The sequence below is a fragment of the Mucilaginibacter mali genome, from assembly GCF_013283875.1.
Lineage (GTDB): Bacteria > Bacteroidota > Bacteroidia > Sphingobacteriales > Sphingobacteriaceae > Mucilaginibacter > Mucilaginibacter mali.
This window is the reverse complement of record NZ_CP054139.1, coordinates 3,462,151-3,486,288: the sequence shown is the minus strand read 5'-3', so window position 1 is coordinate 3,486,288 and position 24,138 is coordinate 3,462,151. Positions and strand designations below refer to the sequence as shown.

Annotated in this window: 18 protein-coding genes; 3 read left to right on the top strand and 15 right to left on the bottom strand. The window is 45.9% G+C overall.

Annotated features, from left to right (window positions below; translation table 11 throughout):
• Position 1: 1 nt before the first annotated feature.
• The 3 genes from gndA to pgl all read left to right on the top strand — a co-directional run bounded on the left by gndA (position 2) and on the right by pgl (position 3,814).
• Positions 2-1,432 (top strand): NADP-dependent phosphogluconate dehydrogenase, encoded by a 1,431-nt coding sequence (gndA, locus tag HQ865_RS14535; protein WP_173415584.1) that lies wholly within the window; start codon positions 2-4, stop codon positions 1,430-1,432.
• Positions 1,433-1,444: 12 nt separating this feature from the next.
• Positions 1,445-2,959 (top strand): glucose-6-phosphate dehydrogenase, encoded by a 1,515-nt coding sequence (gene zwf / locus HQ865_RS14530; RefSeq protein WP_173415583.1) that lies wholly within the window; start codon positions 1,445-1,447, stop codon positions 2,957-2,959.
• A 123-nt stretch (positions 2,960-3,082) separates the two neighbouring features.
• Positions 3,083-3,814, top strand: a complete 732-nt coding sequence (gene pgl / locus HQ865_RS14525; RefSeq protein WP_173415582.1) for a 6-phosphogluconolactonase — start codon at positions 3,083-3,085, stop codon at positions 3,812-3,814.
• A 155-nt stretch (positions 3,815-3,969) separates the two neighbouring features.
• On the opposite strand, the gene HQ865_RS14520 is transcribed toward pgl, so the two are convergent.
• From HQ865_RS14520 to HQ865_RS14445, 15 genes are all read right to left on the bottom strand, one after another.
• The gene (locus HQ865_RS14520; protein ID WP_173415581.1) at positions 3,970-6,540 is read right to left on the bottom strand and encodes a BamA/TamA family outer membrane protein; all 2,571 of its coding nucleotides are present in this window, start codon (positions 6,538-6,540) and stop codon (positions 3,970-3,972) included.
• A 30-nt stretch (positions 6,541-6,570) separates the two neighbouring features.
• Positions 6,571-7,434: an SdiA-regulated domain-containing protein gene (locus HQ865_RS14515; RefSeq protein ID WP_173415580.1), complete on the bottom strand. Its 864-nt coding sequence runs from the start codon at positions 7,432-7,434 to the stop codon at positions 6,571-6,573.
• Positions 7,431-9,470 (bottom strand): polyphosphate kinase 1, encoded by a 2,040-nt coding sequence (ppk1, locus tag HQ865_RS14510; RefSeq protein ID WP_173415579.1) that lies wholly within the window; start codon positions 9,468-9,470, stop codon positions 7,431-7,433. Before ppk1 ends, HQ865_RS14515 begins: the two co-directional genes overlap by 4 nt.
• 4 nt (positions 9,471-9,474) lie before the next feature.
• On the bottom strand, positions 9,475-10,770 hold the full coding sequence (locus HQ865_RS14505) for a Pycsar system effector family protein (RefSeq protein WP_173415578.1): 1,296 nt from the start codon (positions 10,768-10,770) through the stop codon (positions 9,475-9,477).
• A gap of 246 nt (positions 10,771-11,016) precedes the next feature.
• A complete protein-coding gene (locus tag HQ865_RS14500) occupies positions 11,017-12,189 on the bottom strand; it encodes a TlpA disulfide reductase family protein (RefSeq protein ID WP_173415577.1) in 1,173 nt (390 codons plus the stop codon).
• A gap of 179 nt (positions 12,190-12,368) precedes the next feature.
• Positions 12,369-12,947 (bottom strand): CAP domain-containing protein, encoded by a 579-nt coding sequence (locus tag HQ865_RS14495; protein ID WP_173415576.1) that lies wholly within the window; start codon positions 12,945-12,947, stop codon positions 12,369-12,371.
• Between the two features lie 117 nt (positions 12,948-13,064).
• On the bottom strand, positions 13,065-14,459 hold the full coding sequence (locus HQ865_RS14485; protein WP_173415575.1) for a hypothetical protein: 1,395 nt from the start codon (positions 14,457-14,459) through the stop codon (positions 13,065-13,067).
• 134 nt (positions 14,460-14,593) lie between these two features.
• Positions 14,594-15,529 carry a phosphatase PAP2 family protein gene (locus HQ865_RS14480; RefSeq protein WP_173415574.1) on the bottom strand — a complete coding sequence of 312 codons (936 nt, stop codon included), beginning with the start codon at positions 15,527-15,529 and terminating at the stop codon, positions 14,594-14,596.
• 1 nt (position 15,530) lies between these two features.
• On the bottom strand, positions 15,531-16,151 hold the full coding sequence (locus HQ865_RS14475; RefSeq protein WP_173415573.1) for a sterol desaturase family protein: 621 nt from the start codon (positions 16,149-16,151) through the stop codon (positions 15,531-15,533).
• A 7-nt stretch (positions 16,152-16,158) separates the two neighbouring features.
• Positions 16,159-16,737: a DUF4833 domain-containing protein gene (locus tag HQ865_RS14470; RefSeq protein ID WP_173415572.1), complete on the bottom strand. Its 579-nt coding sequence runs from the start codon at positions 16,735-16,737 to the stop codon at positions 16,159-16,161.
• On the bottom strand, positions 16,737-17,474 hold the full coding sequence (locus HQ865_RS14465; RefSeq protein WP_173415571.1) for a CDP-alcohol phosphatidyltransferase family protein: 738 nt from the start codon (positions 17,472-17,474) through the stop codon (positions 16,737-16,739). The genes HQ865_RS14470 and HQ865_RS14465 overlap by 1 nt, the downstream gene beginning before the upstream one ends.
• 34 nt (positions 17,475-17,508) lie before the next feature.
• A complete protein-coding gene (locus HQ865_RS14460) occupies positions 17,509-20,073 on the bottom strand; it encodes a DUF5686 and carboxypeptidase-like regulatory domain-containing protein (protein WP_173415570.1) in 2,565 nt (854 codons plus the stop codon).
• Positions 20,074-20,653: 580 nt separating this feature from the next.
• Positions 20,654-21,976 carry an inositol-3-phosphate synthase gene (locus HQ865_RS14455; RefSeq protein ID WP_173415569.1) on the bottom strand — a complete coding sequence of 441 codons (1,323 nt, stop codon included), beginning with the start codon at positions 21,974-21,976 and terminating at the stop codon, positions 20,654-20,656.
• Between the two features lie 44 nt (positions 21,977-22,020).
• Entirely contained in the window at positions 22,021-23,004 is a 984-nt protein-coding gene (locus HQ865_RS14450; protein ID WP_173415568.1) for an NAD-dependent epimerase/dehydratase family protein, read from the bottom strand.
• The gene (locus HQ865_RS14445; protein ID WP_173415567.1) at positions 23,001-24,119 is read right to left on the bottom strand and encodes a GNAT family N-acetyltransferase; all 1,119 of its coding nucleotides are present in this window, start codon (positions 24,117-24,119) and stop codon (positions 23,001-23,003) included. The genes HQ865_RS14450 and HQ865_RS14445 overlap by 4 nt, the downstream gene beginning before the upstream one ends.
• Positions 24,120-24,138 lie beyond the last annotated feature (19 nt).

Genomic DNA, 24,138 nt, shown 5'->3' with positions numbered 1-24,138 from the left:
AATGAGCGATACAGAAAAAAAATACGCTTTCGGGATGATCGGCCTGGGTACCATGGGCCGCAACCTGCTGCTTAACATGGGCGACCACGGCTTTGCCGGCGCCGGTTTTGACAAAGATGCCAGCAAAGGCGCTTTACTGGAGCAGGAAGATAAGAATAAGAACCTGAAAGGATTTAGCGAGGTAGAACCATTTATTGCCAGCCTGAGCACGCCCCGCGCCATTATGATGCTGGTGCCCGCCGGTAAGATAGTAGATGATGTGATAGCCGAACTATTGCCGTTGTTGGATAAAGGCGATATTTTAATTGATGGCGGTAACTCGCACTTTACCGATACCAACCGCCGTGTGGAAGAGCTGGAAAGCAAAGGCTTCCACTTCTTCGGCATGGGTGTATCGGGCGGCGAAGTTGGCGCACGCCGTGGCCCAAGCATGATGCCGGGCGGCGATAAAAAAGCTTACGAGGTAATGAAGCCCATATTGGAAGCCATTGCCGCCAAAGCTGATGACGGTGTACCTTGCGTAACCTATTGCGGCCCGGGTGCTGCCGGGCACTTTGTGAAGATGGTGCATAACGGTATCGAATACGGCCAAATGCAATTGCTGGCCGAGGTATACGAGATCATGAAAAAAGGCCTGAAGATGGATAACGACCATATTCAGCAGGTGTTTGCTAAATGGAACGAGGGCAGGCTGCAATCGTACCTGTTGGATATTACCAAAGATATCTTCCTGTACAAAGCACCGGGCACCGATCATTTACTGATAGACGATATTAAGGACGAGGCCCGCGCCAAAGGTACCGGCAAATGGACATCGCAAGTGGCCATGGATCTGCAGGCACCTATCCCAACTATTGATACCGCCGTATCCATGCGCGACCTTTCTAAATACAAAAAACTGCGCGAGCAGGCCGGTGCTATCTACAGCGATCAGCCATCGTTAGATGTGACCGACCTTGAGCAGGACCTGGTAGAACTGGAGCAGGCTTACTACTTCAGCATGATCATATCGTACGCGCAAGGTATGCACCTGTTAACCAATGCATCGGCCGAGTATAAGTACGATTTGAAACTGGGCGAGATAGCCATGATCTGGCGCGCGGGATGTATCATCCGCTCGCAGTTCCTGTATGATATTTATAATGCCTACACCAAAAATGCCCAACTGGCGCACTTGCTGCTTGATGACAGCGTAGCCAAACTGGTTACCGAAGCGGTTAAAGGCGCGCGCGGCATACTATCAAAAACCATAACGGCGGGCATAGCAGCACCTGCATTCACGGCCAGCCTAAGCTATTTCGATGCTTTCCGCAGTGCCCGGATGCCATCTAACCTTACCCAGGCACAGCGCGATTATTTTGGCGCCCATACTTACGAACTGATCGGTAAAGAAGGTACTTTCCATACACAATGGGTGCCTAAGAACGACTAATAACAACAGAACATGAACCCGACCATACACACCGACCCTACCGTATTTGTTATTTTTGGCGGTACCGGCGACCTGAATATGCGCAAGCTTGCCCCTGCGCTATATAACTTATTTTTAGACGGCTGGCTGCCGGCCAACTTTGCCATTATTGGCACCGGCCGCACCAAGTATACCGACGAATCGTACCGGGAGACCCTGCTGGAGGGCATTAACAGCTTTTCGCGCAGCGGCAAGGCCGAAAAGAAAAAGTGGGACGAATTTTCGCAGCACGTTTTCTACCAGGTATCGGATGTTAAAGATGCTGAGACCTATAAAGAATTTGGCTCGAAGATAGACAAGTTTAACGCTGACTGGAAGACCAAGGCCAATGTGATCTATTACCTGGCCGTATCGCCAAACTTCTTCCCGATCATCGCATCTAACCTGGCCAAAGCCAAATTAACGGCTGATACCAAGCGTGTGCGTATCGTTATCGAGAAACCATTCGGGCACGACCTGGATTCGGCAAAAGAACTGAACGCGTTGCTGGCTACTATTTTTGATGAATGCCAGATCTACCGTATAGACCACTATTTAGGTAAAGAGACCGTGCAGAATATTATGGCCTTCCGCTTTGCCAACTCGTTGTTCGAGCCGCTGTGGAACCGTAACTATATCGAACATGTGCAGATATCGGTTACCGAACAACTGGGTGTAGAAGACCGTGGTGATTATTACGAAGGATCGGGCGCGCTGCGGGATATGATACAGAACCACCTGTTGCAATTGCTTTGTTTGGTGGCTATGGAAACCCCGATCAGTTTTGATGCCGCGGAGGTGCGCGACCGTAAAGTAGAAGTACTGCGGGCTATGCGTAAATTTGGTCCGGATGATGTGCGTAATTCGGCCGTGCGCGGCCAGTATAGCAAAGGCTGGATGCAGGGTAAAGAAGTGCCCGGCTACCGCGAAGAAGCTAACGTGAACCCCGAATCGAACACGGAAACATTTGCCGCTATTAAATTCTTTGTAGATAACTGGCGCTGGAAAGATGTGCCGTTCTATCTGCGTACGGGCAAGCGCCTGCACCAATCGGCATCGGTAATTACCATCCAGTTTAAGGATGTGCCGCATAGGGTATTCCCTTCAGAATCATCTGAAAGCTGGCAGCAGAACAGGCTGATCATTAGTATACAGCCCGAAATGAGCATCCGCCTGCAGGTACAGGCCAAACGTCCGGGATTGGATATGATACTGAATGCCGTTGATATGGTGTTCGATTACAAAGGTACCTATACCAACCAGGCACCAGAGGCTTACGAGACCCTGTTGCTGGATACCATGCTGGGCGACCAGACCCTGTTTATGCGTGGCGACCAGGTAGAAAGCGCCTGGGAACTGGTAATGCCAATCTTGAACGCATGGCAGAATAAAAAGAGCCTGAGTTTCCCTAACTATTCAGCCGATTCGTGGGGACCTGAGAATGCCGAGGCTTTAATAGCCCGTGACGGTTTCCATTGGTTCACGCTGCCGCTGAATGGGAAGAAGTAACACTGTAGAGACACGATACTTCGTGTCTCTTTTAATATTATAACAAAGATGCACAAGGTATTGTGCCTCTGCAATTTTTTACAAAGAGAGACACGAAGTATCGTGTCTCTACATTTTTTTAATATGTCTGTAAAACTAAATATCGCCAATTCCGAAGCTGAGGTTTTAACCAGCCTGGCCGATTTTTTTATAGCCAAAGGTAACGAAGCCATAACTGCCCATGGCCGCTTTTCGGTATCCTTATCCGGTGGTTCATCACCAAAAAAACTGTACGAACTGCTGGCCTCTGCCCAATATAAAAACCAACTGGATTGGACCAAGGTAGACCTGTTCTTTGGCGATGAGCGTAACGTACCGCAAGATCATAAGGACAGTAATTACCTGATGGCTAAAATAGCCCTGTTCGATCCGTTGAATATCCCTAAGGAGAACATCTTCGCGGTGAATACTTCTTCAGGGCCGGAGGGCGCATCAAAAGAATACACCGTTACCATTAACAATTACTTTAAAGGTGAAGATGCCGTGTTCGACCTGGTGCTGCTGGGGTTGGGCGATAATTCGCATACGGCATCATTGTTCCCGCATACCCCAATCCTGCACGACCGCAGTTCATCGGTACAGGAAGTTTACCTGCACGATCAGCAGGTGTTCCGCATCAGCATGACCGCCCGGATGATCAACCAGGCCAAACATATCGCCTTTTTAGTTTACGGTGAAGGTAAGGCTATCGCCGTTCACCACGTATTGGAAGACGCGGAAGATATTCAGGAATATCCTGCGCAACTGATTCGCAAAGATGATGATGTACAGTGGTTTTTAGATGAAGCGGCGGCTTCGAAGTTGGAGAAGAAGTAAACGACGCGCCACGTACCCCTTGTCATTTCGATAGAGCTTGCGGGGGAAGTGAGGTGGCGCGACAGAGAAATCTTATACGTGCGATAAGCAAAGCCGTATAAGATTTCTCACTATCGTTCGAAATGACAAGTTGGTTAAACGAGCAGTTTGATGCCCTAAAACTTAAACCCCGCCGATACATACGGATACACACCCTCTTTAGAGAAGCCCACCGTTCCCTGTATCAAAAATAATCCCCCGGGTAAAAAGTATAAGCCGCCGCCATAGCCATCATGCCATTGGCTCGAATTTTCGCCCGGCGACCATACCCGGCCAATATCATTAAAAGCGATCAATCCCAATGTGCCCGGCAGTAAGTACGAGGTATAATCAGCCAGTTTTAACCGAAACTCGATGTTATGATAGGCCATGCTTTTGCCGGTAAAGCGCCAGTTATAATATCCACGCAGGTTATCGGCACCGCCTAACTTTAGTTGCTGATAATAAGCCGCGTTGCCGATGGTAGTACCGCCGCCTATACGGTTGGCTATCACAAAGGTCGAGTCGCCCTCGCCGCCGGTATTGATATAAAAGCCAAATTCAGATCGTACCTGACCATAATCGGTCGCCAATTTGCTGATGCCCTTCATGCCGGTTAAACTTGTGCTCCAGTAAATGCCGCGATGCGGTACGGTACTGTTTTTGTCGCGGGTATCCAGCAATATATCCGCTACTGCACCAACGTTTGTACGTCTGCTGAAAACGGTCTCATCAGGATGCATCTGATCGTATGCACCCAGGTATTTATTGGCGTTATCGCCTGGGTTGCCGCTATAGTATTGGGCTGCGGGGCCACCGCTGATGGTCCAGTTATCGTACACATGGCGCAAGCGCACATCGGCGCTCAGGTAATCATAAATGTTGTGATAATAGCGGATCTTCTGCTTGCCCTCGTTCACAAAAACACTGTTATTACCAACGCCAAAAAAGTTGCTGGTATAATTTGGCCCCTTGCTCAGCACGTTCACCAGCAGGTCGGTTTTGCCGGCAACCTGCTTAAATTCGCCGTTATAATTCAGCAGCAGGGAGTTGGTGCCGAATCCGTAATTCACCAGCAAACTTTGCCTGAAAGCATACGGCTCCTTACGGAAGCCCTGTTTTTGGTAAATAAACTTGCCGATGAATTGTACGCCATAATCCTTATTATAGCTGCCCAGTATCAATGGTTGTAAAAAACTATATTTAAAGTTTTTAGGATTATAGTTATTCACCATGGTATCCGTGCCGGTGCGCAGGTGGCTTTGGCCAGATGGTGGCAGGTTATTCTTCTCGTCCTTACGGTCGTAAACGTAGCGGTTGCCCTTGCCGGTGATATTACTGTCAATAGCGAAGGTATCCTCATCATCACCACCTATCATCCGTACGGTAATTGGCGATGAAGCCTCGCCGTGCACGACAAATTGATCATCGCCTCCCATCCCATAAATGCGGATCTCTTTGGTATCGGCCGGATCGAATGTGCGTTTATAAGTTGCCTGGTCAAGCGTACCGTCCTTTTTTATTTTGTTGACTTTCACCTTTACCGCGCCCGAAGCCTCGTTAGTGATGTCGATATGATCCTTTTTATCAGATAGTGGGATATCCACCGCTTGCGCCAGGAAGCGATAATACTTCATGGCCTGCTTATTTAAAATATTGCGGCGGGCGATCAGTTTTTTAGCGATGTCCTCGCCCGAGATCCGGTAAATATTGGGGGGCATCCGCTTCAGCGCCTTGTAGATCAGGTCATCGGTTAGCGTTTTTTGTACTTCGGCAATACCCTCTTCCCAATCCTTTTGGTCGAGGCCGATAAGGAAATACCGGTCGAAGTTACGGCCGTTTAAATTCCAGCGGTTAATAGAGCGGATATGGTCTTCATAACTCTGGAACTTTGCCATCAGCAAATGCCGCGATACCAACCATGGAAATACGCCCGATGTACTGTAAAATACCTGGTCGCGGTCGCGGGGAACGGGTTCGTAAACAATGCCGTTTTTGCCATCCTTGCGTTCCCAGCGCCATTGGTCCTCGTGTCGGTCCCAATCGCCCAGCAGCATATCCAGCAGGCGCGCTTTCAGCACCGTTTTTTGGTCTACACTGTTATCGTTATCGTCCCGCAACTTTTTCTGCGCCTTGTCGGTATTGTCAGTTTTGTCGGCATCCAGCGGCTCGCGCTCTTCAAACAGGAAAACCTGGCTGGCAAAATCCTTTTGATATTTGCCGAAGGCCGGATCATCGGGTACATAAACTATCTCGGGGTTGGCATGCGGTATACCCAACGCCTCGGCCAGCGGTGGTACCGCGAGTGATGAGAATGGGTGTTCGGTAGAGATCTGATCGTCGATGATCGTAGCCGCGATAGATTTACGCAGGGTAGGGGGGAGCACTTTTTCCGGGTATTTCTGCACGCTGCGCAATACCCATTCCTGCCCGGATGAATCCTTTAATCGTAGCGATTTAGTTTGCATGCCGCCGCCTGTTTGGAGGATCTTTAACCCGCCCTTTTCCTGCGCCAAATGAAATACCCGCATAGTTACCGGCTCGGCCCATAGCTTACGGTAGCTTTCGCCGAAAAAGAAACGGTGGCTTTTACCGGCCCGGTTAAATAGGGGTTCTACAGGCACTTTTACACTATCGTTAACCGGCTTCACCTGCGCCCAAACAGGCAAGGCTAAAGCCACGCCCATAATTGCCGGCAGACATTTCATTGTTAACGATCGGTAAAAACTCCCCATACTTTATTTTTTGTAGTTGAATTTTAAAACATTGCCCGGCGTAACCTTATCGCCCTCGTTAGAGATATACAGGTTGCGCTGGTTATCAAAGGCGATGCCCTCCGGCTGCCTGAACAGTGCCGGGTTGATGGGATATATCGCTTTAACCTTCCACGCGTTATCGGCTACTACCAGCATTTTGTTTACCGACGACAGGATGTACCACTCGTTAGTAGCCGTATTTTTTGTAAGGGCTGATGGGTGGAACGCGATCTTTTTACTGCCGGTCATAGCCTCGATATCCTTTACATTAATATCAAACTGCCCGCTTTGTTTGGCTGATGTGCCATCGGCAGATACCTTAAAGCTGTAAACGGTTGACTTTTTACTGGTGTTCTCATCGCTGCAATGCTTGCATAATACGTAAAACTGCCCGCTGACTTCATCGGCATAAAGTCCCTCGTACTCGCCGTCAGGCAACAGGTTATTCCATTTTTGCACATCGCCGATCTGCCCCAGGCGCACCTGCGCAAGGGGGAATACAAAGAAAACGCCATCGCTGCGCATCATAATGACGCGATTGTTCAGTATGCCGATATCTTCATAATCGCCTGGCTTGCCGAATTCGGTATGCTTCACTTCCTTATCGCCTGGCTTAAAATAGTACACGCGGCCCTTTTCGTCCTCTTCGGCATAAAGCGAATCGGGTTTGCCGTTATGAAAGGTAATGCCCGATATTTCGGTCAGCTTTTCGGGCATATTATATTTTACGGGGTTGTTCAGATCGTAGCCTGGCGGGCTGCTGTATGGCTTTTTATCCATACAAGCCATGCCCAATAATAAACCCGGCAAAACAATTAACACGATGATGCGCATACTTAACTTCATGGCTGGGCCTTTTGCTTTAAAAATTCATATATCTGCTTTTGCGATTGCAGCGGCGGGGCATCGTTTACAACCGGGATGTTCTCCAGTTTGGTGTTAAGGGCTACTCCTTGTACGTTATCCTGCAATTGCATGTTTATCATGGCGATAATATTGGCCTTTATCTGTTCGTCGTATATCGGAAAGCAAACCTCAATACGGCGGTAAATATTGCGGTTCATCCAATCGGCCGAACCTAAATAAACCTCGGGCTGCCCGTTATTATGAAAAATGAACGCACGGCCATGCTCCAGGTAACGATCAACAATGCGATGGATGGAAATGTTTTGGCTCATGCCCTCAACGCCTGGTACCAGGCAGCAAATGCTGCGTACCAGCATATTGATCTTAACTCCTGCCTGTGATGCATCGTATAGCTTGGCTATCAATATCTTCTCCTCCAGATTATTAAGTTTGATGGTGATATTGGCCGGTAAGCCATTGCGGGCGTTAGCTATCTCTCGGTCTATTAACGCTAAAAAGCGGTCTTGCAAGTTAAACTGCGCCACCAGCAGATGCTTAAACGGTATCAGATCCGGCGATGTGGGCTTTTCCCGGCGCGATAGGAAGATGAACAGCAGTTCTATTTCGCGTAGCATAGCGCCGTTGGTGGTCATCAGGATATGATCGGTGTAGAAGGCGGCCGTACTTTCGTTAAAGTTCCCGGTAGCCAGTAAGCCGTAATATTTTACCCTCCCGTTAATGTTACGTTTTACCAAAGCCACCTTGGCGTGTACCTTCAGGGCGGTGATGCTGTAGATGATGCTCACTCCCGCGGCTTTCATTCGCTTGGCCCATTTCAGGTTGTTGGCCTCGTCAAAACGGGCTTTCAGTTCAACCAGCACAGTTACCTTTTTACCCACCGATGCTGCGCTGATCAGGGCGTTTACAATGCGCGAATCGCTGGCTACGCGGTACAGGGTTACGTATATTTCCTCTACCGATTCATCCAACGCGGCCTCGTTAAAAAAGCGGAGAATGGTACCGTATGATTGATAGGGGGTATTAATAAGGTAATCTTTTTTTTCGATGCGTTCGAATATCGTTTCGTGATCATCAACCGGATTGTAGATGATGGCCGGCCACTTATCGTATCGCAGCGCCGGAATACTTACCGGTAAGCCGAATAAGTCTTTCAAGTTATGATAATTGCCACCCTGCACATGGCTTGACGTAGGCAGTCCCCAGCTATCACTCATTAAATGCAATATGCGCAGCGGGATACCTGGCTGATATAAAAAGCGGGTAGCGATACCCAGGTCCCGTTTTTGCAGTTGTTCTTCTATTTGTACCGATAGGTCGCCGGAGTATTCGTCCTTCAGGTCAAGTTCCGCGTCGCGGGTGATCTTGAACGAGTAGCAGCCCATCACCTTTTCGCTACGGAACAGTTTATCCAGATTGTACCTGATGATGTCATCCAGAAAAAGAATGTAGGTCTTCTCATCAGCTTCCGTTTTAAAAAAGCGCGGCAGATTACCTGATGGAATATCCAGCACAATAACCTTCGACGTTTTATCGGCACATTCCAGGTCTATCAAAAAATATAACTGGTTATTTTGCGGGAAGAAGTGCTTTTTATCTGATAACTCAATTGGCTGCAAAAAGGCCATCACCTGGCTGAAGAAGTAATCCTGCACCGCATCGTTTATCTTCTTTGGGATGGGCTGGTTTACCAGCAAATGGATATTGTTTTCTTTTAAGCCAGGAACAATATCGCCGTTAAATATCTGCCCGTATTGTTCCTGCTGGTGCTGTATCATAGCTTGTGCCAATACCAGCGGACTGTTACCTGCCGCGGTATCTTTTAGCTTCCCCAGTTTATCCAGCGCGTACAATACCGGCATACGCACCCGGTAAAACTCATCGAGGTTGGATGAGAAGATGGCCAGGAAGTTAACCCGTTCCATTAGGGGCACATCCTTGCGGGCTGCTTCCTGTAAAATGCGGTCGTTAAAGGAGAGCCAGCTCAGGTCGCGGTCGAAAAAAGTATATTCAGCCATATGTTTAACGTACCGGTGCTACAGGTGCCGTGTCGGCTGTATGGATCACAGAAGCTACTATAAAAGCCAATACGGCTATCACCAGCCCAAACATAAAAATGTTATATGCCGCGCGCAGGAAGCGGTATTTGCGCCCCAGCACCACGCCCTGGGAGTATACGTCCTTGATCAGCGTGCCGTACAGGAAATCGGTATCGTTCATTACCTGTATCATGCCATGGGTATAGGTATCCAGGTCCATCTTATAAAAATTACCGAAGAACAGCAGGTTGACCGTCTTATTATCCATATCCTGCTGGGTAAAGGTACCGTTGGGGATATTTGGACGGGTAGCCAGGATAGAAAATATCATCGATATTAAACTGATGGTCAGCAGGATAAATGTTGGGATGGTTAAAAACGCGTTCTCGTCCAGCTTTTTCAATACCAAACTAATGATGGCCGAAAGAATAATGGAGTTTACCGTGATGAGGATATGCGCCTTTTGGTCGGCCATATCACTGAGGCGCTGATTATTGCCCGATGTAATGCGGAACATGGTCTCGATGCCCTTTTCCGGGCGGTCGCCCTTCGATTTCTTTTTTACCTTTTCCAGGTGCGGGCCATCATCATCATTATCATGGTCGTCGTGCGTATGGTCTTCTTTAGTATCGATTGTGGTATCGGCAGGCACCACTGCATTTTCCTTCTTTTCTTTTTCCATTGCCTTTTCTTGTTTTTCCACCAGTTTTAAACGGTTCTTCTCCTGCTGATCGCTCAATAACAGGCGGGCATAATCTGTAAAATAGCGGTGCTGGCCCAGCAGCTCGATGCTTTTTTGCCGCCAGGTTTGTTTGTCGATATCGGCATGCTTACAAATTTCAAATTCCTTGCGCAGTTGCTTGGTACGGTCGGTAAAACTGTTGGTGCCCAGATGAAAAAGGTCGGCATCGCAAATAATTTCCTGTAGCAAGCCGGTTGGGTTTTGCGGCATTTTGGTGGCCATTATACAGCCGCGCACCTTCTCAATTACGGCGTCATCTACATGCAGGCTTTTTAAATGTTCGGCGGCAAGTTCGGTGCCACGGGCCTCGTGGTTTTGCTTATCGGTAAAATAGCCGATATCATGAAACCAGGCGGCGGCTATTACGATGAAAAAATCCTCGTCGCTTAGTTGGTAATGGTTGGCAATGCGGGTGGCGTTGGTTACTACATCTTTGGTATGCGCCAAATCGTGATAGATGAGGGTTTCATCGTGGTGCACTTCGTAATACGCCAGTACATGCTGCTTTACCTCCTCTAACAATTGTTGAAATTTCATATATAAGTACGATGTCAGGTTATCCAAATTTACCTTAAAATTTGGCAAATGAGTGTGTGGACAAATTTATTATTGCAGTGTGATGAATGATGAACGATTGATGTGGATATCTGCCCATACTTATGCAACCTCTACTCCTGTTAGAAGAACAGGGCAGTAAATTTAACCACAAAGAACACAAAGGTAGAACCGCAAAGAGCACAGAGATGTTTCTGATTATAAGGAACTGTGCATGAAGATTGCTCTTTACTTAAATACCGAAGCCAGCATTTTATCCATATCCTCATCCGTGCCGCCAATACTATCGCCAAAGCGGCCGACGATCTTTCCTTGCGGGTCGATCAGTATTTTGGTGGGGATGGTATGGATACCGTAAAGGCTGTTGATGTCATTTGGGTTTGGCAGGCGCTTCATGGCCAGTTGCATGTTTAGTCCGCGCAGTACATGTTTCCAGATACCTACACCATCCTTGGCAACGGCGGCTTTCCATAATTCGGGTTTGGTGTCATCGTCGGATATGCCGATAATTTCCAACCCCTTGCCTTTGTATTTATTATACAGCGCTATCATGTGTGGGTTACCGGCGCGGCAGGGCACGCACCAACTGGCCCAAAAATCGAGCATTACATACTTGCCTTTAAAATCGGCCAGGGAAAGGGGTTTACCATCAATATCGTTCTTGCTGAAAACGGCCGCCAAAACACCTGGCGAACCCGATTCGATATCCTTTATCTCTTTTGCCAGTTCCTTACCGTTATCGCTTTCTTTCAGTGCGGTGTTAAAACCATCGTATACACGTTTGATCGAATCCAAACGCATTGAGGAAACATAGAATTTGATCTGGTCGGCAGTAATATAGGAGGTAGGGTGCGCAATAAAAAAAGCGTAGGTGGCCTTCTTGATCCGGTTTTGATAAGGCTCAAATTTATCGCGGATAGCGGCCTGTTTTTCGTGGTCTTTTTCGGCGTAGTATTCATCCAGCACCGGCTTCATCTCATCGCGTATGGGTAACACTTTTGCCTGCAATTCCTGGTATTCCAATTCGGTTTTCGAGCCGGTTATTTTCAGTGTCCTCAGGTCGGTTGCATCGCCGGTAAGGCTTATAGTACCGGGTTCAATATAAAACTGGCGGGTGCGGGCTTCAAGAGCAGTACGGGGAATTACCTCGCCTGATGTTTTAAACAACAACCTCGCGCTTGTTGGGTGATTAATGTTCCCGCTGATGCTGAAGGTACCATTCTTTATCGCTTCGGCGGCATGTGTGTATTTGCCATCAGCATTTGCATAATCAACAAAAACCGAATCCATAGGTTTGCCACTTAGCTTGCCATTAAAGGTAAAGGCGGCCGGCGATTTTTGCGCGTGGACGTTGCCGGCGATAAGTAAGCCAAGGGCGGCGATGCAGAGGGTTGTTTTCATAGATACTAAGATACATCTATATGGCTGATTATTTAACCACAAAGAACACAAAGGTTTTCACAAAGCACACAAAAAAATAAAAAGCCACATGTAGTTTAATACATATGGCCTTGCATAGCGTAAAAAATCTTTATGAACTTTGTGTTCCTGTTTCTTTGTGCCCTTTGTGGTTAAAATTATCAGTTAGCCGCCGATACCTGCTGGCTCAATTTTATTTTCCCCTCCTGGATCTTTTTCAGTACTCCCGGCGCGAAAGGTACCCTGCCCCCGAAATCCTGCACCCAGTAATCGTTATATTGCGATATGCCTACCTCTTTAAACGCGGGGTTCATCAGGTTGTGGCAGTGGCCTTCGCTTTTAAACCAGTCGGCCATTACCTCGTTAATGCTTTGCTGGCCCTGGGCAATGTTTTCGCCAACGGTAAAACTTTCGTAACCTTTAAAAATGTAGCCGGCAAATACGATCCTGTCTTGCATGCTGCGCCCATCCTTGCTGTCGTGGCTGAAGTAGCGCCTGTCGTTCATATCCTTAGCATGCCCGTAAGCCGATTTTTGCAGCATATTATTCCATGTTAAGGGTGGCGCAGGCGGAAACCATTTGGTGCCGCAATTGCAGCCGCGTGCGCGGTTGTAGTTAATGTAGTTTAAAAAATCCTGTTTAAACCGTTCGCCCGTGGGCGGTGGCTGTTGTGAGCGACCGGTGCTGATGGCGATGGTTAAAATGAGAAGTAGTACCCCTCCGAAAATCATTTTTCTCATAATTGTCTATAAGACTGCCCTTTAAAGCCCGGGTTTAATCGCGCGAAAATTACTTTTTCTTTTTACGATAGTAAATTAACAGGGTGGCAACTATTAACGTAATAGTCGCAATTAATATTATAATGAAACTGTTTTCTTGAGCGAGTTTGTTTTCAAGTCTTTTTTGCCAGCTGAGGTATAGAGTTTTTTTTTGACCTGCCTGGTGCTATCCTGTGCTTTCAGTTCGGCAAGGCGTTGGGCTTCTTCGGCTTTTACGAGGGAATCTTCTATAAAATCATGGCGCTTTAAGGCGATGGTCGCCTTTTTAGGATCTTTTAAATTGGTATAGAGATTTGAAAAGCTTACCTGCACTATCGATTCCTGCTTTGGGAATTTATTTTGGGTAGACAGCGTTAACGCCTCCTCCAAATCGCCTTTGGCCAGGCTGTAATCTTTTATCGCCATTTTAATATCGGCCAAAACCACCAGGCTGGAGATGATATTAGGCACATCGTTGATCTGGCGCGACATGGTGTTTGATTGCAGGATAAACCATTTAGCCTGGCTAAACTTCCGCTGATCTTTATAAACACGTGCCAGGTTATTAAAGCAGGTGCGCAGGCCCAGGTTATTGCTGTATTTTGAATACGAATGCAGGGCCTTCATGGTATACTCGATAGCTGCTTCCTGGTAGGCCAGCTTTGTTTTTCTCACCGTTACCGAATCGTATTTTAACAGGTAATAATCAGCTATTTTCTGATAGTACGATCCTCTTATGGTATCATTGGTAACCAGCACAAGCTGTTGTTTAAGCTGGGCAATAGGTGCCGGTGTTTGCGGGCGCATCGATGGTTGCAGCGTATCGGTAGCTGCCAGGTCTTTAAAGGACGCTGCTATTCTTTTCCCCAAACTGGCCTGCAATTCATCATCGGTAACCGGTTTAAAAGGGTTGTTTGCAGTATCGGCCTTTTCCAGCGCGCGTACATAATAGGCCATACTTACATCTGTCGATGCCAGCACTTCGGGGTGCTTGTCGTTATCAGACACTATCAGTACCCTTTCGGCTGTGATGCTTCGGGTTGGGACAAAGGATAGCAAGCCTATCCGGCTTTTCATGCTATCGGTGTTGGCTAACAGCAAGTGGATAAATGCCAGCGAATCCTGGTGTTTGTATGGATTGATCTTTACAGCTTCGGGCTGAGGTTCAACCTTCGCTATTTCTACTTTGGGATAAAATAAGCCGTATACGCCAATGTTGTTTTTCAGGTCATTAGCGGTGGTGGCCAGCATGGTAACAAAATCTAATGAATCCGCTTGTTTTGCTGCAGCAATCGCAGCCTGTGCTTTTGCTAAAGTTGCCTTATTTTTAGTTATAAAGGCATCCCACTTTATAGTATCGGTTATAGCGCCTGATATATAGCTGGATGATGTTACAGCGGATACTGAACTGCCTGAAACCGCCGCCATTTGAGCATGTATACGCTGCACAGATGCGGTAAAGCAAATAATGAAAATAAGTAGTGCTTTTTTCATATAAGTTTCAGTTAAACCTACACGTGCAAATAATATGCCGTTTTTTATCCAGGGCCGGTTCCCGGATTAAAGAGCGGATAAGGGGATTTAATTAGTATTTAAAAATATTGATAACGAATATCGGTAAGCTGATATCAGGAGATAATACTTGCGTATTTATTTAAAAATGATTGTACCGGTTTAAGTTTGGCTATAAAATTAAATAAAGAAATGCCTGTTATAGCACACACTATTCCTGACAATACGTCAACCACATAGTGATGGCTGGCGTATACAGCAGTGAACCAAATACCCAACATTACCATGGCGAAAAAGATATTCGCCCACTTCAGCTTGTTGCGCAGGCCGTAGTAAAGCACAATAACCGGGTACGATGAATGCAGCGAAGGCATGGCCGCGAAAACGTTTGACCCTTTTACATAAATACCTTTAAAAACATCGGCATGTACAAGGCTATCAAAGCGGGCCAGGCCGCCGGTGTTACCGGGTGTATTAGCGATGAACTGGAAGCCACGCATTTGCACATACCATGGCGGGGCGGCAGGATAGGTGTAGTAAATAATAAAGCCCAGTATGTTCACCGTGAAAAATGTGAGGGCGAAATACAGGAATTCCTTTTTGCGGGTGAAGAATAAATAAGTAGCGAAACCCAGCGGTACGGGTATCCAGCATAAATAGAACAAGCCCGTGATCAGATCGACAGTTGGCGTATGATTGATCAGCCAGTATTCGTTCATGGTGATGCGCTTGCCCTGGTACCAGGTACCGAATAAGCCTTTATCAAAATCGTAAAGCTCTTTAATATGCACCGGGTTAAAACGGTAGTTAGGCCAAGCCTTCATCGAATCAAATATGATCCAATAGATCACAAATATCGAGAAGCCTAAAATAAACTTGCGGGTGATAGGCGCGGCATAAAACAGCACGTTCACAATTACCACCAGCACCAGTTCATCGCTTTTGGGGCCGATGAAAAAGCGCGATAGTAACAAATAAACTACCGAAACAACAGTTAGAAAAGTAATAGAGCGGGCGTTAACCGTAACGCCCGGGGCCTTAGCCTGCTGCATACTATTTTTTAGCGAAATCGGAACGGAAGATCTTATCCCAAAACGGCGAACTTACCCCGTAGCCGCGGCTCGGATCGCCATAGTGGTGCAGCATGTGGTGTTGTTTGATCCTTTTCCACATGCCGCCTTTAAAGTTAAAGTGGTGTATGGCGTAGTGGCCAATATCGTAAAACAGGTAACCCAGGATAAAGCCGGCGAAGAAACCATACACATGATCATGCGGCAACAGGGCCTTAAACAAGAAGAAGAAACCGGTAGCCAGTGGAATACTTGCCGAAAGCGGCATCACCAGGCGCAAGGCATCGCTTGGGTAATCGTGATGTACGCCGTGGAAGATAAAGTGCAGACGCAAACCCCATTTTGATTTCGGTACAAAATGAAATACAAAGCGGTGCAGTACATATTCGGTCAGCGTCCAGATGAACAGCCCGGCGATAAACATTTCGATAAAGTTTACCACGCCTAAACCGGTAACAGCCAGCGCCGTATAAGTGCAGGCCAGTATCACGGGGATATATACATACAGGGGCACGGTGAAATGCACCTTTGAAAGACTCTCCAAAAAGTCGCTTTTAAACATTCGTACACTCTCGGTAGAGTTCGAAACATAGTTCTTTTTCATTGCTCAATCAGGGTTTAAAACGCTCAGCTATCTCTTTTCCTGTCGATGGGTCGGTGCCGGTCATCTCCACATAAATAATGTTGGGTATCCAGAACGATCCGCCGTCAATTTTAACAAATATACGATTTAGTATGGCTTGCTTCTTAGCAATTGTGGCGAAGATATGATATTTCCCGTCATTGCTGCGCTGCAGGTTGAGCGGAAGCTTTTTATAAGCTACAAAACGCACATCATATTCATCGTTTTTTATAGGCTTGGTGGTAATACCGTAGGCAAATTTGCGCTGTATATAGTTCAGTTCTTCGCGCTGGCCTTTCTCGGCATACTTTATCCAGTATACGTGCATAGGGTTATCGGTATCCAGGTTGCCGCTTTTATCGGTATTCAGTTCGTATATCAGTGTGTTGGTGTTAGGGTCGCGCTGAATGTAGAAAAGTTTGCTAACGTTTGTCGGTTCGGGAAAGTGAAGTTCTTTTCTTAAGTTTCTTTTTACGGTATCACCGTCGGCATTGATCTTCACCTTTTGACTGGTAAACCCCTGCAGAAATATGGAGGATACCAGTAATAATAGAAATAGAGGGCGCATTAATTAAGGTTGTTATTATTCTTATCTTTCTCTAACAGCGATTTTTTGGCTTCAACCAACCTGTTAAAAGCGGTAATATTTGTTAAAAACGAAAGGATGACGATTGGGATGGTAAATATCGAGATGGTTTCGAACACGTGATATTTAATACCAGGGATAAACAATTTGTAATTTCCGCCCAGGTAAATAGACATTACTCCGCACAAAATGGCGCAAAGGCCAATAGTTACCACACGCTCAGGGCGTTGCATCAGGCCGCCTTTGCACTCAACACCAAGCCCCTCGGCACGGGCACGCACATAACTTACCATCATCGAGCCGATCATGGCGATAAAAGCCGCGATGGAACTGATGAAATAGTGGTGCGCCACCAGGTAATAGCAGATACCCAGGAACATAATGAGCTCGCTGTAACGGTCGAGCACCGAATCGTACAGGGCGCCGAATGTTGATTTCATATTGCCCAAACGCGCAACCTGCCCGTCCAGCATATCAAACAAGCCGGCAAATAAGATCAGGCCGCCCGCCCAGCCTACATAGCTCAGGTCGCCGCGGTTGCCTTCTTCGGCCCCGATGATAAATATCACGGCTACACCCACATTCAGCACAAAACCAATTGATGTTACGGCATTTGGCGTAAGGCCCAGCTTTATTAAAAGTTTAACAAAGGGGTCTATCACCTTGTAAATGCCTAACTGCAGGTTAGTGCGTAATGAAGTAGGTGCCTGCGTGTCCATGATCTGTTTTAAAAAGCAGCTAAAAATACAAAAATTAAAAATCAAACTTAACCCTGGTACGTAAACCCCAGGTGGCTATGCCCGGATGATCAAGGTATGAGAAGCGTTTTACCGCGTCTACACGTATAAATTTAAATATGTTCTCCACGCCAACGCTGCCCTCCATATAAGGGGTATTACCTAAACCATAGGTGATAGGCGCGCCATTAGCCTGCACCGGGTAGGCATATAACGACGGGTGGATGTTGGGGTTATTATTATCACCTACACTACCATACAATAATTTAAACGATGTGGTTTCACGAAGTTTTAATTTTTTTAGCAGCGGTATCTTATTAAAGAAGAAACCTTCCCAGTGCTGATCGATCTTCAGGGCTACATACTTGTCGCTCACAAACTCTAAAAAGTTCATCAGGTTGTACGATTCGATATCGTAGGCATAGGTTTGATTGGCCTGGTGAATATTCAACAACGGATAAGGTACATTACCCAGTATGCGGTTACCCTCAACAGAAATATCCGAATAACCGAATATCGATTCAAGGATGTGCTGGTCCCAGCGCAGATCGATATTTTGATAATTATACGAACTGTTGAACACATTTTTTATCCCCTGTGTATAGTTAACCGTAAAAATAGGGTAGGTATTAGGGATAGGGATACGATAGATCTTGCCCTGGTAAAATTGTTCGTGCGGGGCGTAGCGCAGTTGCAGCTCGGCCTCGGTAGTAGTTAAGCTGTGGATGGTATTGGCATTCGCGGTGTTGGCATTTTGTATAAAATACAAAGAGCCGGCAGGCGATTGTGTCCAGTTGCTCAAAGTCAGCGCGTATGAGAAGTGGCTGTAATACTCGTGCACGTAGTTGAGCTTATAAAAATCGTTGTACAGGTATTTATCGTTCTCGCCGCGTTTAAATGATAGCAAAAAGTTATCCTCCTGCACAAATTGCAGGTTTTGCCCTGGTATCTTGGTGTCGCGGTTTACACTGGCACGGATATAGTTTTGCGGGAACTTATAAATGGATTTATCGTTTAGTGAATAGGTGGCGCTGAAAAAGTACTTCCACTTTTCATCCTTAAAACCATACGCACCGTAGGTTTCAAAATAGTAACGCTTACTCAATTCGGGTGTGGTACGGCCACCAAGGCGCAGCCTGAAGCCTTCTATAGGATTAAAGCTGTAAAATGCGTTAGCCGGGCCCATCTCGAAGGGGCCGAATGATTTATAACCGGCCAGTACCAGCGTTGCGATATCCATCGTACGGCGGAACGACGGCATTTTAGAAAGACTGTCGATATTTTTATACACCTTAGATTCGGCCGTGGTTAAAGTATCTAAACGGTTCTTCTCCCAAAAATCATCGCTGCGGTGCTTCACCTCGTCCGATACTTCTATTGGTTCTTCTTTAGTATAAGTGGTATCGGGCAGTTGCTTGTTTACAATGTAGTTTTTGTAGGTGATGGTACGATCGCCAAAAATACCGCCGTTCTTTTTCTTGTTCAGGCCAAAATCGGCAAGGATATCGCTTTTGCTCAGGTGATAGCGGCCATCCGGATTTTGTTCGAAATCCAGGTTAACCGTAAGCGATTTTACAAAGTTAAGGTTGATGTTTTTGTTAACGATCAGTTCAGCCTTTTGCACCGCGAAGTTACCGTCCTGGGTAATGTAGATCTTGCCCTCAAACAGCAGGTCGGTAGTGTTGCGCGGGGTGAAGCTTAACTCTATCAGCTTGTTATTGTTCACCATCACGGTATCGGTGATGAAGAACTTGTAAAATGTAGGTGCCGAATTTGATATCGGGCTTAAAAAGTTATTAGTGATCAGGAAGATATTGTTATCATAAATATCTACATCGGCATAAATATGCTTAATGTATTGGCCAAGGCCGTCATGATCTATAGCAGCGCCAAAGTTTACACTTTTTTGGCCTAACACCACCGTGCGTTTCTTTTCAGGGTTTTTGCGGTAATAGTTTTGGGTCAGCTTTTCATCAAGGTACATGGGCAGTAACGATTTGCCCGGTACAAGTGTGGTATCGCGGTTATCTAAAATAAACTTATACTTCCTGAAAAACTTCTTCTCGGCCAGTTGGGTAGATACGTTGATGAATGATAACTGTAATTTATCGTAAGCGCGGTACTCCACAAAATCGTAGGCCTCAGGGCGGTTTTGCGGCTTGTGCTCAATTACCTGGCGAATCAGTTCCACCGCCGGGTTATCCTTATTGGTATATTTCTGCTTCTTACCCGATTTTACGGTAACCTCCTGTAAAGCCTGTGCTTCGGGGAAAAGGCGGATATTGATCACCTGCGTTTTGCCCGGAACTATAGTAAGTAAGGCTGGTTTATAGCCTACAAAGCTGGCTTTTATTTGGGTAAGATTGGTGCGCGATGTACGCAATGTGTATTTACCCTGGTCGGTAGTATTAATGCCGATGGTTGAGCCATTGAAAGCTACGGTAACAAAAGATAGTGGTTGTTTGGTGTTGGCATCAGTAACGGTGCCGCTAACAATGGTACTTTGCGCAAATACAGGTATTGAACAAAATAGTAAAAGTAGGGGGAGTAGTAAATTTTTTATAAAGCGATTAAAATTCATGTGTTCAATACAATTACGCAATACAAACTTATTTTGCCGTAAATAATTGTGAATCGATGCTTAACATTACTGATACAATTGCCTTTTAAGGGTTTTGTTTTAGTACGCGGGGTAAAGCATTATTTACAATGTTTTGTTTAAAGGGGTTTAATCCTTTCATAAACACCTACATACGGGCTAAAATGCTTTTTAGTTTGTATAGTATATATGCGTGTTTAACAAGCCTGTAAAAACGTTTCAAAGTTAAAAAAAATCCCAACAGACTATTGTGGTCAAAAAGTCAAATGTTGGTTGAAGATAGTGGTATGGAATTAGGATGACAATAATACAGATGGGGTGTTGTTGTGGCGAATTTAACCACAAAGAACACAGAGATAAGCAATATGATGAGCACAGAGGACACAGAGATTTTTTGAAGCTGAATTTATAGAATTAATAAAATACACGGAATTCTGTACATTCTTAAATTCCTAAAGTTCAGGTTCAGACGAAATACAGAGGGCACGAAGAAAATCTCCGTGCCCTCTGTGAAAATCTCTGTGTCCTCTGTGGTTAAATCACCACCAACACAAAAAATCAATTATTGATTAGCAAACACATCATCATAATAGTCTAAACCTAAATGTGTGATCAGGTCTTCGCCCATTAAGTAGCGTAGTGTGTTTTCCAGTTTAATTAATTGTTTAAAGATATCGTTCTCGGCCTGCAGACCAGGTGCGGTTTGCGGCGATTTAAGGTAGAACGATAACCACTCCTGTATACCTACCATACCGGCACGTTTGGCCAGATCGATAAAGAGGGCCAAGTCCAGCGCAACCGGGGCCGCCAGGATCGAATCGCGGCACAGGAAGTTGATCTTGATCTGCATTTTGTAGCCTAACCAGCCAAAAATGTCAATGTTGTCCCAGCTTTCCTTGTTATCGCCATGAGGCGGATAGTAGTTGATACGGATCTTGTGGAAGATATCGCCATAAAGGTCAGGGTTATCCTCTGGTTTAAAGATGTCCTCTAATACACCCAGTTTAGAAACTTCTTTGGTTTTAAAGTTATCCGGATCGTCCAGTACCAAACCATCGCGGTTACCTAAAATATTGGTGCTGAACCAGCCGCGTACGCCTAACGAACGTGCAGCTAAACCTGGTGCCAGAATGGTTTTCATCAGGGTTTGGCCGGTCTTGAAATCCTTACCCGCGATAGGGGTTTTGGTTTCTTTAGCCAGTTCAATTAAAGCGGGGGTATCAACGGTTAAGTTTGGCGCGCCGTTTACAAATGGTACACCTAATTTAAGGGCTGCGTAAGCGTAAAGCATACTTGGCGCAATCAGGTGATCATCGTTCTTCAGGCCCTCTTCAAACTTAGCCAGGGTGCTGTGCACATCGCTTGCTTCGTAGTAGATCTCGGTAGAACCGCACCATAATACCACAACGCGGTCAAGGCCGTTTTTCTCTTTAAAGTTTTGGATATCGGCCATCAACTCGTTAGCCATATCTAAACGGGTACCTGTTTTAACGTGAGTGCCGGTCAGGTTTTTAGCGTAGTTTTTATCAAACGCCGCCTTCATCGGAACGATAGTCTCCAACTGATCTTTAACCGCAAACAGTAATCCCGGTTCCAGTACCTCGGCGTTCATGGCCGATTCGTATACATTGTCCGAAAACACATCCCAGCCGCCGAACACAACATTGTCAAGGCTTGCCAGTGGTACAAAGTCTTTAATTTTAGGGTTACGGTTTTCCGTTCTTTTACCTAAACGGATGGTACCCATTTGGGTATGCGAGCCTATTGGTTTGGAGATGCCTTTTTTTACGGCTTCAACCCCTGCGATGATGGTGGTTGCTACTGCACCAAGGCCGGGTATCAAAATACCCAATTTGCCCTGTGCAGGCTGGATGTTAATTTTCATTTTTCGAGTCTATTTTTCAGTATAAATATAAAGTACAAAAAGTTTTAAAGCCACTTATTAGCTTTATACCAGTTTAAGGTTTCAGTTAGTCCGGCCTTTAAATCGTATTGCGGGTAAAAGCCCATATCGTGCCGGGCTTCCTCAATACTGCAATACCAGTTGGCGGCCATTAGCTCATGCAGCTTTTCACGGTTTAATACAGGGGTACGTCCGCGCAAAGAACCAATAATTTCGGCCATGGATGCAATAATTTTTACAAAGTTGACCGGCAGATGAAATTTGTAGGTTTTAACGCGCAATATATCCTTTGTTATATCAGCAAGTTCGTATCTATCATAAAAATTACCATCGCTTAGGTTATAAGCTTTGTTTTTACCGCTATATAAGGCTTTTACACTTGCCGCTGCCAGATCTTTTACATAAATAAAGCTCAGTTTTTGAGGGGCATGGCCTATATAGGCTTCAAAACTTTTAGAAAATTGCTTCAATGCTATGTATATATCCTTATCGCGCGGGCCGTATACACCGGTGGGGCGTAGTATGGTACAATTTAAACCCGGTATTGTTTTAATGGCTTGTTCGGCTATCATTTTGCTTTTGCCGTACGATGTTACCGGGTGCGGGATGCTATTATCATTAATAATACCCGTAAGCGTGTGCAATGGTCCCAAAGCGGCCAGGCTGCTGATAAAAACAAATTTTTTGAAGTGTGGCGATGCGGCGGCGGCTTTAGCCAGGTTAACGGTATAATCAACATTCACCGCGTTGTAGGCTTGCTGGTTTTTGGCACGGGTAACACCGGCGGCATGTATCACATAATGATACTGGTTTGCTTCAAAATCCTTTTTTAAGGATGCTACATTTTTAAAATCGGGGTAGGTAAGTTTAATGTTCAGCTTTTTCAGGTGATCTGTTTTGCTGCTTTTGCGTACTGCCGCGTAAACTTCCAGGTTGTTTTTCAGTGCCTCCTCTACCAAATGATATCCCACAAAACCACTTGCACCTGTTATTAAAACCCGTTCCCTCATATCTGTTTCTGGTATAACCTGTATTTTTTATATGGATCGCCCTTAATGGCTTTTATCGCCTCGTTGATCATGGTGTTGTTTTCCAGCGTCCAGCCGGCTTCGGCATGTTTGTAGCCTTTTTGCTTGTACTCCTTAATAATGGTACCATACAAACAAGCTTCGATACCCATTTTGCGATAGCCGTCAATTACACCAAGGGCATATATGCGGATGCTTTGGATGTCTTTTTTGCCAAACAGCAGTTTAAAAATGCCGGTAGGCAACAGGCGGCCTCGCTTTATCTTTTTAAAGATCTCGTTATAGTTGGGCAGGGCCAAACCAAAGGCCACTATCTTGCCGTTTTGCTCGGCCACAAGGGCAAAGTCGGGATCAAGGATCAGTTTCAGGTCTTTTGCTAAATAATCAAACTCATCATCGGTAAGTGGTACAAAGCCGGTATTCTGGTCCCAGGCTGAGTTGTACACCTCGCGAAGCTTAATGGTTTCTTCCTTAAACTTCTTTAGATCAACCTTGCGGATGATGATATTATTTCGCTTTAAGCGCTCCTGTAGCGAGTCGAGCAGACGCACTGACCGGTCATCATAAGCTTGCCCATCCCAATGCCAGGCAATCAGGTCCACATCCTTCTGCAAACCGAAGTTCTCTATCAGTTGCGCATAATAAGGATAGTTATAAGTCTGCATCAGGAAAGGCGAGCTGTCAAATCCTTCCACCAGTAAACCACATGGTTCATTAGTCGAAAAATTTACGGGGCCTAATAGTTTGCCGGTAACGCCTTTGCCTTTCAGCCATTTGGTGGCGATATCAAACAGCATGGTTGACACTTCGGTATCGTTCACACAATCAAAAAATCCGAAAAAGCCATCGTTAACCTTATTATAGCTGTTGTGGGCGTTGTTAAGTATAGCAGCAATGCGGCCAACTATCTTATCGCCATTATAAGCTAAAAAGCACTGTACCTGGTTGTGTTTATGAAAAGGGTGCTTTGTCAGCAGATCGCGCTGCGCGATGAAAAGTTCGGGCACGTAGTAAGGGTCGTCCTTATACAGGTCGTGCGGGAAATCAATAAACGCGGCTAAATCCTTTTTAGAACTTACGGAAACTATCTTTTTCACAAACAGGGGATTTTATAAT

Excerpts from the sequence above, each read along its gene's own strand:
- gndA (WP_173415584.1), top strand. The coding sequence starts at position 2 with ATGAGCGATACAGAAAAAAAATACGCTTTCGGGATGATCGGCCTGGGT.
- zwf (WP_173415583.1), top strand. The coding sequence starts at position 1,445 with ATGAACCCGACCATACACACCGACCCTACCGTATTTGTTATTTTTGGC.
- pgl (WP_173415582.1), top strand. The coding sequence starts at position 3,083 with ATGTCTGTAAAACTAAATATCGCCAATTCCGAAGCTGAGGTTTTAACC.
- HQ865_RS14520 (WP_173415581.1), bottom strand. The coding sequence starts at position 6,540 with ATGAAATGTCTGCCGGCAATTATGGGCGTGGCTTTAGCCTTGCCTGTT.
- HQ865_RS14515 (WP_173415580.1), bottom strand. The coding sequence starts at position 7,434 with ATGAAGTTAAGTATGCGCATCATCGTGTTAATTGTTTTGCCGGGTTTA.
- ppk1 (WP_173415579.1), bottom strand. The coding sequence starts at position 9,470 with ATGGCTGAATATACTTTTTTCGACCGCGACCTGAGCTGGCTCTCCTTT.
- HQ865_RS14505 (WP_173415578.1), bottom strand. The coding sequence starts at position 10,770 with ATGAAATTTCAACAATTGTTAGAGGAGGTAAAGCAGCATGTACTGGCG.
- HQ865_RS14500 (WP_173415577.1), bottom strand. The coding sequence starts at position 12,189 with ATGAAAACAACCCTCTGCATCGCCGCCCTTGGCTTACTTATCGCCGGC.
- HQ865_RS14495 (WP_173415576.1), bottom strand. The coding sequence starts at position 12,947 with ATGAGAAAAATGATTTTCGGAGGGGTACTACTTCTCATTTTAACCATC.
- HQ865_RS14485 (WP_173415575.1), bottom strand. The coding sequence starts at position 14,459 with ATGAAAAAAGCACTACTTATTTTCATTATTTGCTTTACCGCATCTGTG.
- HQ865_RS14480 (WP_173415574.1), bottom strand. The coding sequence starts at position 15,529 with ATGCAGCAGGCTAAGGCCCCGGGCGTTACGGTTAACGCCCGCTCTATT.
- HQ865_RS14475 (WP_173415573.1), bottom strand. The coding sequence starts at position 16,151 with ATGAAAAAGAACTATGTTTCGAACTCTACCGAGAGTGTACGAATGTTT.
- HQ865_RS14470 (WP_173415572.1), bottom strand. The coding sequence starts at position 16,737 with ATGCGCCCTCTATTTCTATTATTACTGGTATCCTCCATATTTCTGCAG.
- HQ865_RS14465 (WP_173415571.1), bottom strand. The coding sequence starts at position 17,474 with ATGGACACGCAGGCACCTACTTCATTACGCACTAACCTGCAGTTAGGC.
- HQ865_RS14460 (WP_173415570.1), bottom strand. The coding sequence starts at position 20,073 with ATGAATTTTAATCGCTTTATAAAAAATTTACTACTCCCCCTACTTTTA.
- HQ865_RS14455 (WP_173415569.1), bottom strand. The coding sequence starts at position 21,976 with ATGAAAATTAACATCCAGCCTGCACAGGGCAAATTGGGTATTTTGATA.
- HQ865_RS14450 (WP_173415568.1), bottom strand. The coding sequence starts at position 23,004 with ATGAGGGAACGGGTTTTAATAACAGGTGCAAGTGGTTTTGTGGGATAT.